Raw genomic sequence first — 16,890 nt, forward strand, 5'->3', positions numbered from 1 at the left:
CCCCGCCCCCCCCCCCCCCCCCCGCCGCTACAAGCCCCCCCACAACCCCCCACCCCCGCCGGGAGGCACCGTCACCCCCGCCGGGCCGCAGCCCCCGCCCCCAGCGCCCGGCCCTGCGGAGCGATCCCCGCCGGCACCGCACGCGCGCGTGCCGGTGTCCCGGTCCAGCAGGTTCCCCTTCGGGCGAGCAGACGGCGGAGCCAGAGTTCCAGGGAGACCAGGTCGGCCAGGCCGTCCAAGGGCAACGGCTCGCCCTCGGCCGCCGCCCTGAGGGCCTTGCGGACGACGCGGGCCTCGACGAGGCCGGCCTCTGCCAGGAGAGGCGTGCCGAAGAGGGACATCAGGGTGTCCGCGGACACCCGCAGCCCCGTGCGGGCGGCAGCCGCCGAGGACGCATGAGACGGGGCACCCCACCCCGGCGGAAGATCCATGACCCCCGCACCCTCCAGCACCGTACGGAGAATCGCCGCCCGGGCGCCGGGCCGTACCCGTAGCGCCTCGGGAAGCGTGCGGCAGGCGCGGACGACCTGGTTGTCGAGGAACGGCGCGTGCAGCCGCTGGAAGCGGATCTCGGCGGCCTGCTCCAGGACACGCAGATCCGTAGCCTGACGAGCAAGCGCGGCACGCGCGCGGTAGTCACCGGGACGCTGCCCCGGACCCACACCCGAGCGATTAGTCGCCCCTTGCAGGAGAACCGATACTTCAGCGAGCGCCTCACCGGTCAGCCAGCGAGCGGCCGGCCCAGGTCTCCCCCAGGTGAGCGCGGCGAGGGACGCCCCCACGGCACCACCGGGTTCGTCGAAGCGCCGCTGCATCAGCCGCTCGGCGAGAACCTCCAGCCCAGTCCGGTACGGCGTACGGGCCAGCCGCCGGGCGGCGCCGTACACGCGCGCGGGGACCAGCACGGACCCCCCGTCCGCCTTGGCCAGCGCAGCCACGGGCCGCACCAGATGCCGCCGCTTGCGGTCCATCAGCAGATCGGCAAGCCGCGCCGGATGCGCGTCCAGGACCTGCCGGGCGCCGTACCCGGTGAAGTGGTCCGCGCTTCCTGCCGCGAGCCGGGCACGATGCCGGGCCGCCGTCACAAGACAAGGACCGGGCTCATCCGTCAACGGCCCGTCCAGATCGGCGTACGGCAGCGTCTCCTCGCCACCGGTCACCACCACATGGTGCAGCCGGGGATTCGCCGCCAGCGCACCCGCCCGCTCCAGCTCGGCCTCCCGGCCACCCACGGTCAGGTCGTTGAACGTCACGGCCAGCAGCCGCTCCCCCGCCCCCGTCCCGTGCCCGAGCACCGTCCCCGGCATCCCCGGCAGCCCGGCCGCCAGCAGCGCCAGCGTTCCCGAGGCGGGCCCCCCGGACAGATCCGCGCCGATACCCGGAACCGGCATCCCGCGCGCGGCACGCCGTTCGGCGGGCCCCATCCCGGGCACCGGCCCGGGGTCGATGTCGGCGCCGGGTACATGCCGGGGCGCGGACAGACGCGCGCGTACGGCCTCGATCAGGGCGTCGCGCACCGCGTCGACCGCGCGGTCCGGGTCGGTCGTGGGCGCGGCGACGGCGAGGGAGGCGACCGGTTCGTACCCGGCGATCTCGCGCGCCCCGGCGCGCAGGATCAGCGCATGCCCCGGCGGAATCCGCCGTACGCCGTCGTACGGGGTGGAGTCGTGCAGCGCGGCAGGTACGTCGGGGGCGGCCAGCAGCGCGGCAAGATGCCCGAAATCAAGATTGGCCTCGATGAGATCGGCCAGGGGCAGCGCGGCCGTCGCATACGCCGTACCGCCCGCCCAGGGGGTGTAGAACACGGGCCGAGCCCCCGCGAGATCACCGCAGACCATGATCCGACGGCCGACCTGCACAACAGCCGTATAGCTGCCCGGCCAGGCGGTCAGATGCCGAAGTGCCCCTCCGCGCGCGGCGAACAGCCCGACCCGGAGCTCCTCGTCCGTCGCCCCGCAGGTGCCGAGCACTGCGATCCGGTTCTGCGCGTCGGCCTTCACCACCCGCACCTCGTCCGGGCGCCAGTCACCGACCGCCCACAGCGGATCGGGGTCGCCCCACAGGAGTTGGGAGCCCACCGGGTGCAGGGTCTCGCCCTCGAAGCCGGTGGCGCCGGCCGAGCCGGGCTCGACGGCGCCCGCGGCGGTGCTGCTCCATCCCACCAACCACCGCATCGACGCCTCCACAGGCTGTGGACAACCAGTGCACCGCACGAACCGGTTCACCATGCTGCCATGAAGGACGCACCCCAGAGGGGCGGTGGGACCGCTTGCCCTCGGGAAACGTGCCTGAGTGGAGATACCCGCAATCACCCGAACAACCGCACGGGAGAAGGAATCTGCGACGCGAATGCGCCCCCTATATGCTCCCCAAAAACACCGGATGCGCCCTCAAGTCCCATGGTAGGAGGCGTAATCGCCCGCAGAACACGGGGTCGGTTTTCGGCCAAATCACCGACGCGGGGACAGACTTGCACACGCTCCGTACATGCCCTGCCCATCGCAGGGTGAGCGCACAGTCCGGGAGGCGGAGTTCGCCTCCCGGACCGGTCCGCCGCCCGCGGGGATGTAGGCGGCGGTGTCCCCCAGCCCACTGGATCCAGTACAGCGGGCCGACCCACGCACGATCCATGGAACCGCTCCCCCGATGGCTGGAGAAGAGCGCACGCACGGGCGCACGGCCACACATCGGGAGCACGCCGCAACAGTCCGTACCTGACCCGCACTTCAGTACGGACCACAATCCCGCCAACCGGAAGAATGCCCCTTAACGCTTGGGATGCGGCGAACTACGCTGGGTTTACGAATGCCGCGTGGTTATGCCAGCGCGGCAGCCGTCTGTGTCGAGGGGTGGCCATGTCCAGGGAGCAACGCGGGCCGAACGAAAAACTCGGCGCCGTTCTCGCCCTCGCGGGAATCAGCAACGCAGGACTCGCGCGACGCGTCAACGACCTTGGCGCTCAACGCGGGTTGACTCTTCGCTACGACAAGACGTCGGTGGCGCGCTGGGTGTCGAAGGGAATGGTGCCGCAGGGTGCGGCGCCACACCTCATAGCCGCCGCCATCGGCCAGAAGCTCGGCCGCCCGGTGCCGCTCCACGAGATCGGCCTGGCGGACGCGGATCCCGCACCCGAGGTGGGCCTCGCCTTCCCCAGGGACGTGGCACAGGCCGTGAAGTCGGCGACGGAGCTCTACCGTCTCGACCTCGCCGGCCGCCGGGCCGGCTCCGGCGGCATCTGGCAGTCGCTTGCCGGGTCGTTCGCAGTGAGCGCATACGCAACGCCCGCCTCACGGTGGCTGATAACACCGGCCGACAGCTCGGTGGCACGCGACGCGAACCCCTCGGAGGGTTCCGGGGCACCGCTCAAAGTCGGCCACAGCGATGTGCTGAAGCTGCGGGAGGCCGCGGAGGACGCCAGGCGCTGGGACTCCAAGTACGGCGGCGGCGACTGGCGTTCATCGATGGTGCCGGAGTGTTTACGGGTGGAGGCGGCGCCGCTGCTGCTCGGCTGCTACTCGGACGAGGTCGGCAGGGCGCTGTTCGGGGCGAGCGCCGAACTCACCCGCCTCGCCGGGTGGATGGCCTTCGACACGGGCCAGCAGGAGGCCGCACAGCGGTACTACATCCAGGCGCTGCGGCTCGCGCGCGCGGCGGCCGACGTGCCCCTCGGGGGGTACGTGCTGGCCTCCATGTCGCTCCAGGCGACATACCGCGGCTTCGGCGACGAGGGCGTCGACCTCGCGCAGGCCGCGCTGGAGCGCAACCGTGGCCTGGCCACGGCCCGCACCATGAGCTTCTTCCGGCTGGTCGAGGCACGCGCGCACGCACGCGCGGGTGACGCGCAGGCCGCCGGGGCGGCCCTGAAAGCCGCCGAGGGGTGGCTGGAGCGGTCCCGTGAGGGGGACAACGATCCGTCCTGGCTCGGCTTCTACTCGTACGACCGTTTTGCCGCCGATGCCGCGGAGTGCTACCGCGATCTGAAGGCGCCGCGACAGGTCCGCCGTTTCACGGAACAGGCGCTGTCGAAGCCGACGGAGGAGTTTGTGCGGTCGCACGGGCTGCGGCTGGTCGTTTCGGCGGTCGCGGAGCTGGAGTCGGGGAACCTCGATGCCGCGTGTGAGCAGGGCGTACGGGCGGTGGAGGTGGCGGGGCGCATCTCGTCGGCCCGCACCACGGAGTATGTGAAGGATCTTCTGCATCGGCTGGAGCCGTATGGGGATGAACCGCGGGTGGTGGAGTTGCGGGAGCGGGCCAGGCCCCTGTTGATGGCTCCTGCGTAGGACCCCTGACGGGGCGCCGTAGTCCCCTGCGTTTGAAGTGACTGTCAGTGGCGCAGTGCACTATCGAAAGCGGGAGGTGGTGCTGGTGCGGTCGGAGATCGCGTACGACTGTGACGTGCTCGTGATCGGCGGTGGGATCGTCGGGCTGTCCACTGCGTACGCGATCACGCGGGCCGCGCCGGGCACGCGGGTGACGGTGCTGGAGAAGGAGGGGGGACCGGCCCGGCATCAGACGGGGCGCAACAGCGGCGTGATCCACAGCGGGATCTACTACCGGCCGGGCTCGCTCAAGGCGCGGTACGCGGTGCGGGGTGCCGCCGAGATGGTGAAGTTCTGCGCGGAGTACGGCATAGCGCACGCGGTGACCGGCAAGCTCATAGTCGCCACCGGCCGGGAGGAGCTGCCGCGGCTGCACGCACTGGTGCAGCGCGGCCGGGAGAACTGCATTCCGGTGCGCGAGCTGGGCCCCGCACAGATCGCGGAGTACGAACCGGAGGTCCGCGGAGTCGCCGCCATACGTGTCGGGACGACCGGCGTCTGCGACTTCGCGGGCGTCGCCCGGCAGCTGGCCGACGCGTCCGGCGCGGACATCCGGTACGGCGCGGAGGTCGTACGGGTGGACCGGCGCCCGACGCTCGGAGTGGCCGTACAGACGCGGGACGGGGCGGTCGTACGGGGCCGGGTGCTGGTGAACTGCGCCGGGCTGTACTGCGACGAGGTGGCGCGGCTGACCGGGGACGATCCGGAGATGCGGATCGTGCCGTTTCGCGGGGAGTACTTCTCGCTGGCGCGACCCGAGCTGGTGCGGGGGCTGGTGTACCCGGTGCCGGATCCGGCGTTTCCGTTCCTCGGGGTGCATCTCACGCGCGGGATCGACGGGGGTGTGCACGTCGGGCCCAATGCCGTGCCCGCGCTGGCGCGCGAGGGATACGGCTGGGGGACCGTGCGGGTGCGGGAACTCGGCGGGGTGCTGGCCTGGCCGGGCGTGTGGCGGATGGCTCGACGGCACTGGCGGTACGGAGCCGGGGAGCTGCGGCGGTCGGCGTCGAGGGAGGCGTTCGCCCAGGCCATGCGGAGGTTGGTGCCGGCCGTGACGGCGGACGACCTGGTGCCGGCCTCGGCGGGGGTGCGGGCGCAGGCGGTACTGCGGGACGGGACGCTGGTGGACGACTTCATGATCCGGGAGGGCGAGCGGGCCGTACATGTGCTGAACGCGCCGTCTCCCGCGGCGACCGCTTCGCTGCCGATCGGGCGGGAGGTGGCGCGGCGGGCGTTGGCTGTGCTGGGTGGGGTGTGAGGCGTACGCGGTGCTGGTGTCGGCGCCGACTTTCCTCGCCCCCGCCGCCCCTACCCGTCCCATCCCTGGGGGCTGCCGCCCCCGGCCCCCCCTATCGGCCTGAACGGCCTCGTCCTCAAACGCCGGACGGGCTGGTTGTGGCTGAGGCGGCCCCGTCCCCAGAACTCCGGACAGGCTGGTTGTGGCTGAGACGACCCCGTCCCCAGAACACCGGACAGACTGGTTGTGACTGAGGCAGTCCCGCCCCCAGAACACCGGACAAGCTGATTGTGACTAAGGCAGCCCCGCCCCCAGAACACCGGTCAGCCTGGTTGTGGCTGAGACGACCCCGTCCCCAGAACTCCGGACGGGCTGGTTGTCTCACCCACCCCGTAAAATCGACCCCACTGTGTCTGAGACCCACCACGCCCCCGAAGCCGATCACACCCCCGGCGCCTCCGTCCGCCACACCCGCGCCAAGGGTGAGCCCCGGTTCCCCGATGGGCCGAAGGCCGATCCCGCCGGGTCGCACTTCGAGCGGCGGATCCGGAGTTTCCAGCCGCGGCGCAGCAGGGTGACCGCGGGGCAGGCCGACGCGTTGCAGCGGCTGTGGGCCAAGTGGGGGCTGGACATCGACGGACAGCAGGTCATCGACCTGACCGGGTTCTTCGGCAACGCGAGCCCCGTCGTGCTCGAGATCGGCTTCGGGATGGGAGAGGCCACCGCCCAGATGGCCGCCGGGGACCCCGGGACCAACATCCTCGCCGTCGACGTGCACACCCCCGGCCAGGGCAATCTGCTCAACCTCGCCGAGCACCACGGCCTGTCCAACATCCGCGTCGGCAACGGCGACGCCATCATCCTGCTCGTCGAGATGCTCACCCCCGACTCCCTCGACGGGCTGCGCGTCTACTTCCCCGACCCCTGGCCGAAAAAGCGGCACCACAAGCGGCGGCTGATCCAGCCGGAGTTCCTCAGCCTCGCCGCGACCCGGCTCAGACCGGGGGCGATCGTGCACTGCGCGACCGACTGGGAGCCGTACGCCGAACAGATGCTCGAGGTGCTGAGCGCGCACCCGGACTTCGAGAACACCCAGCCCGACGGCGGTTTTGCGCCCCGTCCCGACTTCCGGCCGCTCACCCGTTTCGAGGGCCAGGGGCTGGACAAGGGACATGTCGTGAACGACCTGCTCTTCCGTCGCGTACAGCACCAGGACCGTCCCCCCACCGGCGCCTGAGCCCATTCCAGCGCTCCTGCGGGCTGCGCCCCTTTCTCGTTAGGGTCAATGCCGTGGCCACCAGTCCCCCGTATCCGCCGCGCTCCAGCGAACCCGCCGGTGGCGCGCTGCGGCACGCGCACTGGTGGCAGGCGCGATGGGTGCGGTACGGCGCTCTGATCATGCTCCTCGCGCTCTCCGGGCTCGTCATCCTCGCCCTGGTCCGCGAACAGACCGGCACGGAGGGGTTCCTGGTCGGGCTCGGGCTGTCGGTGTTCCCCGTGCCGCTGCTCATAGCCGCCTTCCGCTGGCTCGACCGGGTCGAACCCGGCCCCTGGCGGAACCTGCTCTTCGCCTTCGCCTGGGGCGCCTGCGCGGCGGCGCTGATCGCGATCGTCGCCAACAGCTTCGCGACCAGATGGATAGCGACGGCCACCGCGGATCCGTCCAGCGCGGACACCCTCGGGGCGACCGTGATAGCGCCGATCGTGGAGGAGTCGGCCAAGGCGGCGGCCGTCTTACTCGTCTTCCTCTTCCGGCGACGCGACTTCACCGGGATCGTCGACGGGGTGGTGATAGCCGGGGTCACCGCCACCGGCTTCGCGTTCACCGAGAACATCCTCTACCTCGGTACGGCCTTCGGTACCGACCAGCTCAGCGGCGACCGCGGCATCGCCTCCGTCACCGCGGCGACGTTCTTCGTGCGCATCATCATGTCGCCGTTCGCCCACCCGCTCTTCACCGTCCTCACCGGCATCGGCTTCGGTGTCGCCGCGCTCTCGGGGGACCGGCAGCATCTGCGGCGGGTCCTCGTGCCGCTGTCCGGGCTGCTGCTGGCGATGGGCATGCACGCGATGTGGAACGGCTCGTCCACGTTCGGCGAGTACGGGTTCTTCGCCGTGTACGCCGTCCTCATGGTGCCCACGTTCGGGCTGCTCACCTGGCTGGTGATCTGGACCCGGCAGCGTGAGCTGAGGACCGTACGGGCCGAGCTGCCCGCGTATGTCGCCGCCGGCTGGCTGGGGCCGGCCGCGCCCTTCGTGCTCGGGTCGATGCGGGCGCGGCGGCTGGCCCGGGAGCACGCCCGCCATCACTTCGGCAGGCCGGCGGGGCGGGCGGTGGCGCAGTACGAGGCGTACGCGACCTCGCTGGCGTTTCTGCGGCACCGGGGGCGGCGGGGGCGTGCGGGCGCCGACTTCGTCGTACGGGAACGGGAGTTGCTGCATGAGCTGTGGCAGCGGCGGAGGGTCGCGGGGCCGGCACTGGAGCATGCGGCGCGGGTGACTGCGCCGCCTTGGCCGGTGTACGGGGCGTACGGGCATGCGGCGCCGTATCCCGCGTACAACCCGTATCGGACCTAGGGTCTGGCACCCCCGGGCAGCAGCGCAGGGCCGCACCAAAACCGGCAGCCCTGACGTCGGGGGGTCGTCGTCAGGGCCGCCGGGGAAGGGGAGGTCGGCTCAGGGGTTCAGGCCCTTGCTCCGCAGCCAGGCCATCGGGTCGATGCCGCTGCTGTCGGAGCTGCTGGTGTGGACCTCGAGGTGGAGGTGGGCGCCGGTGACGTTGCCGGTCGCGCCGACGCGGCCGATGACATCGCCGGTGGCGACCTTCTGGCCGACGCTGACGCTGATCGAGGACTGGTGGGCGAACCACAGCTCGGTGCCGTCGTCGAGGGTGAGGACGGTCTTGTAGCCGTACGAACCGTCCCAGCCGGCCTGGGTGATGGTGCCGCTGTGGATGGCCTTGATGAGCGTGCCGGTGGGAGCGGCGAAGTCGAGGCCGGTGTGGTAGCCGGAGGACCAGAGGGAACCGGCCTGACCGAAGGTCGAGGTGATGGTGTACGAGGAGGTCGGCAGCGCGAACTGCTTGGCCAGCTCGGCGAGCCGCTCGGCCTCCGCCTTCTGCCGGGCCTCTTCCTCCGCCTTCGCCTTCGCGGCGGCGGCCTTGGCCTCGGCTTCCTTCTCCGCCTGGGCGGCCGCGTCGGCGGCCTTCTTCTGGGCGGCGGCCTGCACGGCCTGGGCGGCCTTGGTGTCGACCTGGTCCTGCTGCTGCTCGGCCTGGGCCAGGATCCGGGAGCGCAGCGCCTCACCGGCGTCGGGGGCGCCCTGCTCGGTGTCCTCGGAGGCGACATTGACGCTGCTGAGCGCGGTCGCGGTCTCCTGGGCGTCCTCGTCGGAGGAGTCGTCCGAGATGATCGAGCCCACGGACGGCAGGTCGGGCATGGAGATGGACACCGGCGGCTTGCCGGTGTTGGCGCTGGCCATGCCGCCCGCGCCGACGGCGGCTATGACACCGACGCCCAGAACCGTGGAGCTGCGGGCGAGTCCTCCGCCGCGCTGCTTGCCGACGCGGTGCCGGCCGCGTAGGGGACGAATGGACTCCTCGGTGGGATTCCACTCCTCCTGCGGGCCCTCGTCGTCGGTGCGATAGCCCCCGTACACAACGGTGTCGGGCTTGCGCTGACTAGGCACGAACGGGGCCTCTGGAGCAGGCCGGTTGGACGCCACGTAGGCGTACTCCTTTCCTTCCCTCTCGCCTACCGGGTTAGCTGACGGGTTCGGAGAGGAAGGTCTCCTACGCGCGTATACCTACCGTGCTTCCACGGTGGCATCCGCGCGATTCACCCCAAGGTGGTGGTTCCCCGGTTCCCTTGCGGAATTCGGCGCGTGCGCACGGAGCCGACTCTTGTGACGGCTGGGACGACCGCGCTGCGTTATCGAACGTTAATAGACCCGGGGGCCGGATTCCAAGCGGTTCCACTTGATCATTAACGTTTTTGCCCAGGACGTACGGGCCACGACCGGTGAAAATCGGGCGAGTTGACCACGACGCAGAAGCAACTCATCAGTCACACCAGTTCTGACGCTGCGTCAGTTGTTATCGGAGCGGGACGGTTCACTCACGGCGGGTGACGGCGATCCCAACCCGCCCCGAACACACCGAAGGGCCCGGATCGCAATGATCCGGGCCCTTCGGCCTTGAGTAGCGGGGACAGGATTTGAACCTGCGACCTCTGGGTTATGAGCCCAGCGAGCTACCGAGCTGCTCCACCCCGCGTCGTTGTGTTCACTAGTCTACGCCATTCGCGGGACGCCCATGACCACGCGTGGATTCACGCTGCGGGACCGGCCGCGTGGGTGAGGGTTTCCCAGGCGACGAAGAGGCCGTCGGTGCCGGCCGGGCGGGTCTGTTCGGCGAGCCTGCGGGCGGCGGGTACGGGGAGGTCGAGCCGGTCCTCGAGGTGGTTCAGTACGACTTCCAGGTCCGGCCCCATGGTCCTGGCGACCTTGCCGCCGCACAGCCAGGCCGGTGCGGGCTCGCCCAGCTGGTGGCGGGCGTGCAGGGACAGGGCGGCCCTGAGCCGGTCCTTGGCCTCGCTGTACAGGTCGACGCCCTGGTGCCAGGCCGTCTCGGCGATGTGCGCGGTGGCGGCGAGGGAGTGGCCGACGTGCTCGAAGTCACGGCAGGTCTCCTGGGTGACGCCGTCCTTGTACGTCGACTGCTTGAACCAGTACGACGTCAGCCGCTGCGGGCTGTCCATGCCGGAGCCGGGCGCGGTGAGCGGGAGGCGGCCGTCCTTGCGCAGGTAGAAGTAGGCGGGGACGCGGTCGCGGAAGCGTTGCAGGGCGTGGTCGAAGGTCTTGTGGTCGTCGAGGAAGACGGCGATGCCGATGGCCGCGTCGGTGGAGACGAGATCCCGGTTTCCGTTGACGTCCAGGACCCGCCGGGTGACATGGGGGAGGTGGGCGGTGCGGAGCATGGTCTCGAAGCGGAGTACACGGTGGGCGGGCCAGTCGGCGCTGGGGGTGTGCCGTACGATCTCGGCGGCCCGTGCCCAGGTGGACCCGGCCCAGGCGGCCTGGAGTCCGGCGTTCTGGCCCGTGTGCCGCTCCAGCGTCGCCGACCAGCCGTCCATGATCGCCCTGGCCTTGACGGCGTGCTGCCGCTTGCCCGTGACGGTGAACAGCAGGGCCTGGGTGTAGGCGGCGATGGCGTCGTCGCGCTCCTGGATGCAGCCCCGGCCGGCCATGGCACCGGCGGGGCAGGAGACGGTCCTGTACGGCTCGGACCGGTACTTGTACGCCCCGTACTTGCTGTCCCGCATGTCGAGGAACGCCTTCAGCCAGGGTTTCCGGCCCGCGTTGACGTTCTCCCGTACGGCGTCCAGCTGGTCCTTGGAGACGAGCACGCCGGGGTGGGTGAACTCGGCGTCCGGCGGCAGGGCGCGGGCCATGGTGCGCGTACCGTCGTCGCTCCCGCAGGAGGCGAGCAGTGCCGTGACCAGGGGCAGGATCAGCAAAGCCGCCGTCCGTCTGCGCACCGACCTCATCGCCACCTCCGCGCCGTGATCCACACCCGGTCATTGGCAGCGTTACCCGTACGGCGACGCGGCGCAGGATCTGATGGGCCGAAGGGGAGTTGGCGTCCGTCCCCTCACCCCAGCAGATGCCGGTTCGGCGCCTTCGCCCGTTCCTCGTACTCCGGCAGGACGACCACGTCCACGCCCCCCGCCTCCAGGAGCCCGCTTCCGTCGGCGGCCACGACGAACGTGTCCGGCTCGCGCCACGCCGTCACCACCCGCCGTACCCCGGCGTCCAGAATCAGCCGGGCGCACGGCGCGGGGCGGGACGCGCGGTGGGCGCACGGTTCGAGGCTGCTGTACACCGTGGCGGTCGGGAGCCGGGGATCGTCAGGGGCGAGCTTCGCCAGCGCGGCCTCCTCCGCGTGCACGACCGGGTCGTCGCCCTCCCTCGAGTGCCCCCGAGCAAGCTCCGTCCCGTCGGCGGCGACCACGACCGCTCCCACGCTGAACGCGGTCCGCGAGGGTGGGCACTGCGTCGCCAGTTCACAGGCCAGGGCCAGCCAGTGGCGGTCGGCGGCCGACGGGGTGTTCGCGGTGCCGGGGGCGGTGGGCTCGTAGCGCATGAGCACGACGTCCTCGATCCGCCGCGTCTCCACCAGGCGGAGGCGGCCACCCTGATACCCCCCGGGGCCGAACAGCCTCGGCGCCTTCGGGTCGCCCACGAACAGCGGTGCCAGGACCAGCTGCAACTCGTCGGCGAGCCCCTGCTGGAGCAGCTGGGTGTGGATGATCCCGCCGCCCTCGACCATCAGGCGCCGTACGCCCCGTACGTCGTGGAGGTGTTCCAGCAGTCGGGGCCAGTCCAGTTCCGGGCCCAGCGGGACGACGTCGGCCGCCACCGGCGTCCGCTTCAGGCGCTGCGCGCCGTGGTCCGTCGTATAGACGACCTTCTCGCCGCCGGTGTGCCAGAACTTCGCCGTCGGGTCGAGGTCTCCGGAGCCGCTGACCGTGACCTTCAGGGGGTACGCGGGTCTGCCCGCCGCCTCCCGTGCCGTGCGGCGTTCGGGCGAGTTCACCAGGAGCCGGGGGTTGTCGGCGCGGATGGTGCCGGCTCCGACCAGGATGGCGTCGACGGAGGCCCGTACCTCGTCGACCCGGTCGAAGTCGGCCGGGCCGGACAGGAGCAGGCGTTCGGGACCGGTGTCGTCCAGGTAGCCGTCGAGGGAGACGGCTGCGGACAGCAGGACGTAGGGGAAGGGCATCGGCGTACTTCACCTCGGCAACGGGCGCTCTTGGTTCAAGTTTGAAACAAACCTACACTGGGTGCATGACGACCCGCTGGCTCACCTCCGAGGAGCAGCGCGCCTGGCGCGCGTACATCGGCGCCGTTCTCCTCGTGGAGGACGCGCTGGACCGGCAACTCCAGCAGGAAGCCGGCATGCCGCACATGTATTACTCCATCCTCTCCACCCTGTCCGAGGCCCCGGACCGCAAGCTGCGCATGACCGACCTCGCGGAGCGGCTGAAGATCACCCGCAGTCGGCTGACGTATGCCGTGACGCGCCTGGAGAAGGACGGGCTGGTGGGGCGCGAGAACTGCCGCTGGGACAAGCGGGGCAGCATCGCGGCGCTGACCGACGAGGGGATGGCGGTCCTGGAGCGGGCGGCCCCCGGGCATGTCGAGACGGTACGTGCGCTGCTGTTCGACCGGCTGACCAAGGAGCAGGTCGGGCAGATGGAGGAGATCTTCAGCAAGGTCGCCGAGGGGTTCCAGGGGGACGCGGCACAGGCGGCGCCCGACGAGGTGCCGTGGCGTCGGCGGTCCACCAAGCCCTGTTCATGACCCGCACCACAGGTTCATGGTGCACATCACAAATGCGTTGCTTCAAAATTGAAGCATGAGGTAGGGTCCGGGACCGAGGAGCTGCTTCAAATCTGAAGCAGATGTGCCCGAGGACCGGAGTACCCGCATGCTCGACTTCGCCACCGCCACCCAGCGCTCCCGCGTCCGCGTACCGCTCCGCTTCGGAGACGGCTACCGCGTCGACGCCGAACTGGTCACCTTCCACGGTCTGACCGACGGCCAGGAGCACGTGGCCGTCGTCCTCGGCGACCCGGCACCCGGCACCGTCCCGCTGGTCCGGCTGCACTCCGAGTGCCTGACCGGAGATGTCTTCGGCTCGGCCCGCTGCGACTGCGGTCCGCAGCTGCGCGAGGCCGTCGAGCGGATCGCCGACCGCGGCGGCGTCCTCCTCTACCTCCGCCAGGAGGGCCGCGGCATCGGCCTCTACAACAAGCTCGACGCGTACGCCCTCCAGGACCAGGGCCTCGACACCTACGCCGCGAACACCGCGCTGGGCCTGCCCGAGGACGCCCGCGACTACACGGCGGCCGCCCAGATGCTCGGGGCCTTGGGCATAGGTGAGATCGACCTGCTGTCCAACAACCCGGACAAGGCGGGCCAGTTGCGGGACCTCGGCATCGGCGTCCGCGATCGCGTGCCGACCGGTGTGTTCACCACCGCCCACAATGTCCGTTACCTGCGCGCGAAGGTGCTCCAGACCCAGCACACGCTGCCGCTGGGCGAGCTGACGGAGCGTACGGCGGGCTGAGCTGAGCGCTCCGCGGGAAGTGCCGCGATGGGTCGTAGGTCGCCTGCGGGACCGTCGTGGCTGGTCGCGCAGTTCCCCGAGCCCCTTCGGGGCGCTGCCGAACCGTTGCCGCTTGGTGCCGCTACTGAGGTGTGTGCGCCAGGTACGCCAGCACCGCCAGCACCCTGCGGTGCCCGCTGTCGCTCGGCGGCAGCCCGAGCTTCAGGAAGACGTTGCCGATGTGCTTGCTGACCGCGCGTTCGGTGACGACTAGGGTCTTCGCGATGGTCGTGTTGTCGTGGCCCTCCGCCATCAGCTTCAGCACCTCGCGCTCGCGCGGGGTCAGTGAGTCGAGCGGCGAGTCCCGGCGCCGGGTCATCAGCTCGGTGACCACCTCGGGGTCGAGGGCCGTGCCGCCGGAGGCGACCCGTTCCAGCGCGTCGAGGAACTCGTCGACGCGGCCGACCCGGTCCTTGAGCAGATAGCCGACGCCGCTGCTGCCGCCGCCGAGCAGTTCGGCGGCGTACGACTCCTCGACGTACTGCGAGAGAACCAGCACCGGCAGCCCGGGAATCCGCTCACGCGCCTCCAGCGCCGCCCGCAGCCCCTCGTCCCTGAAGCCCGGCGGCATCCGTACGTCGAGGACGGCGGCGTCCGGCCGGTGCTCCAGCAGGGCAGGCAGGATCTCGGGCCCGGTACCCACGACGGCCGCCACCTCGTGCCCGGCCGACGTCAGCAACAGCACGAGCCCTTCCCGCAGCAGGGCGTTGTCCTCGGCGATGACGACTCTCACGCCGGGCCTCCGATCACCACACGCACGGCAACTCCACCTCGATCACGGTCGGCCCCCCGACGGGGCTCGACACCTCGCAGCTCCCGTCGAGCGCGGCGATCCGCCGCCGCATGCCGAGCAGTCCCGATCCCCCGCCCTCGTCGGCGCCGCCCCGCCCCTCGTCCCGTACGGTAACCCGCAGCCCGCCCCGGGTCCGCGTGAGCGCGACCCCGGCCGCCGCGGCCCCGCTGTGCTTGGCGACGTTGGTGAGGGCCTCGGCGACCACGAAGTAGGCGGCCGCCTCGACCGCGGCGGGCGCTCGCGGGCCCTCGTCGAGGCCGTCGTCGTCCACGGTCACCGCGAGGCCGCTGCCCGCGGCGAGCGCACGCACCGCTCCCGCCAGCCCCCGGTCCGTGAGGATCGGCGGATGGATGCCGCGCACGACGTGCCGCAGCTCCAGCAGCGCCTCCTCGGCCTGGTCCTGGGCGTCGTCCAGCAGCTTGCGGGCGGCCTCGGGGTCATGGTCGTAGGCACGCTTGGCGAGACCGATCCGCATCGACAGCGCGACCAGGCGGGCCTGCGCGCCGTCATGCAAGTCCCGCTCGATACGGCGCAGTTCGGCACCGTGCGCGGCGACGGCGTCGGCGCGGGTCGCCTTCAACTGCTCGACGCGCTCGACGAGTTCCGCCTTCGGCGAGGGCTTGAGCAGCGCCGTGGACCACCGTGCCTCGACGTCCGCGAGCCGGGTGACCAACGGCAGCACGACGGCGTCGCGCCGCAGCGTCCCGCACCACACCCCGTCCACGACCAGCCCGACGACCAGCAGCGGCAGGGCGACGACGAGGAGAGCGCCGTACAGGTAATGGGCGGCCAGCCACTTCAGGTCCGCGAGCGTCCCCGGATCCTTCACAGCCGTCCGGAACCGCTCCCGGAGCGTCCCCTCGATCGGCCGGTACGCCTCCGGGATCTCCCGCCCCGTCCACGCGGCCGTCATCCGCCGCTTGGCGCCCGCGATCCGCCGCAGCAGCAGCACCGCCTCGGGCAGCATCCAGGCGCCGATCACGACCAGCGTGCCCGTGGCGGCGATCAGCAGCACGGTGATGAAGATGTACGTCCCGAAGGTCATCGCCGCGACGAGCACGAGGTGGGCCGTGGCCCGCGCGGCCCGCCGCACCGTTTTCCACATGCGGCAACGCTAGATGACGACACTGCCCGCGCACGGGAGAGCATGCTCCCCGAGCGAGGGTGTAGCGGAGTACACCCTTCTCGGGGGACGCCCCTGCCGGGCACTATCGCTGCATGTCCATCCCCAAGGAGACGTCAGGACAGGACCCCGCGGCGGCGGGACCGGTCCTGACGATGGACGCCGGCTCCCTCCCGGCGTCGGACCGGTTCGGCTGGTGGGCCGAGGTGGTCGACGAGATCATGCCGGTGTCGATCCGCAGCGCGCACGCGCCCAGCTTTGAGGGCCGGCTGGAAACCGTGGGGGTGCTGCCGCGCAGCCAGGCGACGACCTTCACCTTCTCCCCGATGACCGCCCGCCGTTCCCTGACCCAGATCCGCCGCCAGGATCCCGAGGACTACTTCATCCTCCTGGTCGGGGGCCACAGCTCCGTCCGGCTGGAACAGGCCCGCAGCGTCGCCTGCCTCGGCGCCGGCGAAATGACCCTGTACTCGAGTTCGCACCCGCTGATCAGCGATTTCCGCGACCCCGGCCAACAGTGCCGGATGACGGTGCTACGGCTGCCGCGTACCGTGCTGCCGCTGGCGGGCGGACGGGCGGACCGGCTGCTGGCCGAGCCGCTCTCCGCCGGGACCGGCTCCGCGGCGCTGCTCGGCACGTATCTGACGGGGCTGCCGGAAGCCGCCCGTACCTGCGGCCCGGCGGAGCTGGCCCGGCTCGGATCCATCGCCGTCGACCTGGCCGCCTCCCTGCTGGCCGCCCACCTCGGCGATCAGGGCTCGTTGCCCGTGGAGACACGCAAGGCGGCACTGCTCGCCCGCATCAACGCCTTCATCGACCACAACCTGGCCGACCCGTGGCTGCGCCCGGCGGCCATCGCCGCCCACCACCACATCTCCGTACGCACCCTGCATCTGCTGTTCCGCGACGCACCGGAGTCCGTGGCCGCCACGATCCGGCGTCGCCGCCTGGAGCGCTGCCACGCCGACCTGACCGACCCCGCACTGCGCCACCGCACGATCAGCGAGACCGCGATCCGGTGGGGATTCCGCAACCCGGCGGACTTCAGCCGCTCGTTCCGCGGGGCCTACGGAACATCCCCGAGCGAGGTCCGGGAACGTGCACAGAATGCGAAGGATCTCGGCACGGGCTGCTAAAGACGCGGCTCACCAGCGCAGGAGAAAGTTGGATCACAGCATCCCAGTGGCTTCAGGACCGGGACCGGAACCCATCGAGCACACCCTCGATGCGGCGGAGGACCGCGGGGGG

The 16,890-nt window shown here is 71.3% G+C and carries 13 protein-coding genes, 1 tRNA gene and 1 riboswitch; of the genes, 7 read left to right on the forward strand and 7 right to left on the reverse strand.

Translation table 11 applies throughout. From position 1 onward, the window contains the following. Nucleotides 1–71 precede the first annotated feature (71 nt). Nucleotides 72–2,174 (reverse strand): asparagine synthase-related protein, encoded by a 2,103-nt coding sequence (locus KCH87_RS46925; RefSeq protein ID WP_210594113.1) that lies wholly within the window; start codon nt 2,172–2,174, stop codon nt 72–74. Nucleotides 2,175–2,855: 681 nt separating this feature from the next. Here KCH87_RS46925 and KCH87_RS46930 point away from each other — a divergent pair. The 4 genes from KCH87_RS46930 to KCH87_RS46945 all read left to right on the forward strand — a co-directional run bounded on the left by KCH87_RS46930 (nt 2,856) and on the right by KCH87_RS46945 (nt 8,133). Then, the gene (locus KCH87_RS46930) at nt 2,856–4,280 is read left to right on the forward strand and encodes an MFS transporter (protein ID WP_210594114.1); all 1,425 of its coding nucleotides are present in this window, start codon (nt 2,856–2,858) and stop codon (nt 4,278–4,280) included. Nucleotides 4,281–4,335: 55 nt separating this feature from the next. Then, nucleotides 4,336–5,577, forward strand: coding sequence for an L-2-hydroxyglutarate oxidase (lhgO, locus tag KCH87_RS46935; RefSeq protein ID WP_308299089.1), 1,242 nt, complete (start codon nt 4,336–4,338; stop codon nt 5,575–5,577). Between the two features lie 388 nt (nt 5,578–5,965). Next, nucleotides 5,966–6,793, forward strand: coding sequence for a tRNA (guanosine(46)-N7)-methyltransferase TrmB (gene trmB / locus KCH87_RS46940; protein ID WP_210594115.1), 828 nt, complete (start codon nt 5,966–5,968; stop codon nt 6,791–6,793). Between the two features lie 53 nt (nt 6,794–6,846). Beyond that, nucleotides 6,847–8,133, forward strand: coding sequence for a PrsW family intramembrane metalloprotease (locus KCH87_RS46945; protein WP_210594116.1), 1,287 nt, complete (start codon nt 6,847–6,849; stop codon nt 8,131–8,133). Between the two features lie 99 nt (nt 8,134–8,232). Here the strand turns inward: KCH87_RS46945 and KCH87_RS46950 are convergent, their stop codons facing one another. The 4 genes from KCH87_RS46950 to KCH87_RS46965 form a co-directional block, all read right to left on the reverse strand. Then, nucleotides 8,233–9,279 carry a M23 family metallopeptidase gene (locus tag KCH87_RS46950; protein WP_210594117.1) on the reverse strand — a complete coding sequence of 349 codons (1,047 nt, stop codon included), beginning with the start codon at nt 9,277–9,279 and terminating at the stop codon, nt 8,233–8,235. Nucleotides 9,280–9,290: 11 nt separating this feature from the next. Further along, nucleotides 9,291–9,447, reverse strand: a riboswitch (cyclic di-AMP (ydaO/yuaA leader). Nucleotides 9,448–9,755: 308 nt separating this feature from the next. Beyond that, nucleotides 9,756–9,829, reverse strand: a tRNA-Met gene (locus KCH87_RS46955). 55 nt (nt 9,830–9,884) lie between these two features. After that, nucleotides 9,885–11,102: an alginate lyase family protein gene (locus KCH87_RS46960; protein ID WP_247197875.1), complete on the reverse strand. Its 1,218-nt coding sequence runs from the start codon at nt 11,100–11,102 to the stop codon at nt 9,885–9,887. A 104-nt stretch (nt 11,103–11,206) separates the two neighbouring features. Next, the gene (locus KCH87_RS46965; RefSeq protein ID WP_210594118.1) at nt 11,207–12,337 is read right to left on the reverse strand and encodes a dihydrofolate reductase family protein; all 1,131 of its coding nucleotides are present in this window, start codon (nt 12,335–12,337) and stop codon (nt 11,207–11,209) included. Between the two features lie 65 nt (nt 12,338–12,402). Between KCH87_RS46965 and KCH87_RS46970 the strand changes: the two genes are divergently transcribed. Next, nucleotides 12,403–12,918, forward strand: coding sequence for a MarR family winged helix-turn-helix transcriptional regulator (locus KCH87_RS46970; protein WP_210594119.1), 516 nt, complete (start codon nt 12,403–12,405; stop codon nt 12,916–12,918). Nucleotides 12,919–13,045: 127 nt separating this feature from the next. After that, on the forward strand, nt 13,046–13,687 hold the full coding sequence (ribA, locus tag KCH87_RS46975; RefSeq protein ID WP_210594120.1) for a GTP cyclohydrolase II: 642 nt from the start codon (nt 13,046–13,048) through the stop codon (nt 13,685–13,687). A gap of 121 nt (nt 13,688–13,808) precedes the next feature. Here the strand turns inward: ribA and KCH87_RS46980 are convergent, their stop codons facing one another. Then, on the reverse strand, nt 13,809–14,459 hold the full coding sequence (locus KCH87_RS46980) for a response regulator transcription factor (RefSeq protein ID WP_210594121.1): 651 nt from the start codon (nt 14,457–14,459) through the stop codon (nt 13,809–13,811). Nucleotides 14,460–14,472: 13 nt separating this feature from the next. Continuing rightward, complete coding sequence (locus KCH87_RS46985; RefSeq protein WP_210594122.1) at nt 14,473–15,624, reverse strand: histidine kinase; 1,152 nt, start codon at nt 15,622–15,624, stop codon at nt 14,473–14,475. Between the two features lie 113 nt (nt 15,625–15,737). On the opposite strand from KCH87_RS46985, the gene KCH87_RS46990 reads away from it, so the two are divergent. Next, complete coding sequence (locus tag KCH87_RS46990; RefSeq protein WP_210594123.1) at nt 15,738–16,778, forward strand: helix-turn-helix domain-containing protein; 1,041 nt, start codon at nt 15,738–15,740, stop codon at nt 16,776–16,778. Nucleotides 16,779–16,890: the final 112 nt, after the last annotated feature.

Source organism: Streptomyces sp. GESEQ-35 (assembly GCF_017948485.1).
Taxonomy (GTDB): domain Bacteria; phylum Actinomycetota; class Actinomycetes; order Streptomycetales; family Streptomycetaceae; genus Streptomyces.

Excerpts from the sequence above, each read along its gene's own strand:
- KCH87_RS46985 (WP_210594122.1), bottom strand. The coding sequence starts at position 15,624 with ATGTGGAAAACGGTGCGGCGGGCCGCGCGGGCCACGGCCCACCTCGTG.
- KCH87_RS46965 (WP_210594118.1), bottom strand. The coding sequence starts at position 12,337 with ATGCCCTTCCCCTACGTCCTGCTGTCCGCAGCCGTCTCCCTCGACGGC.
- ribA (WP_210594120.1), top strand. The coding sequence starts at position 13,046 with ATGCTCGACTTCGCCACCGCCACCCAGCGCTCCCGCGTCCGCGTACCG.
- KCH87_RS46990 (WP_210594123.1), top strand. The coding sequence starts at position 15,738 with ATGTCCATCCCCAAGGAGACGTCAGGACAGGACCCCGCGGCGGCGGGA.
- KCH87_RS46970 (WP_210594119.1), top strand. The coding sequence starts at position 12,403 with ATGACGACCCGCTGGCTCACCTCCGAGGAGCAGCGCGCCTGGCGCGCG.
- KCH87_RS46960 (WP_247197875.1), bottom strand. The coding sequence starts at position 11,102 with ATGAGGTCGGTGCGCAGACGGACGGCGGCTTTGCTGATCCTGCCCCTG.
- KCH87_RS46925 (WP_210594113.1), bottom strand. The coding sequence starts at position 2,174 with ATGCGGTGGTTGGTGGGATGGAGCAGCACCGCCGCGGGCGCCGTCGAG.
- KCH87_RS46930 (WP_210594114.1), top strand. The coding sequence starts at position 2,856 with ATGTCCAGGGAGCAACGCGGGCCGAACGAAAAACTCGGCGCCGTTCTC.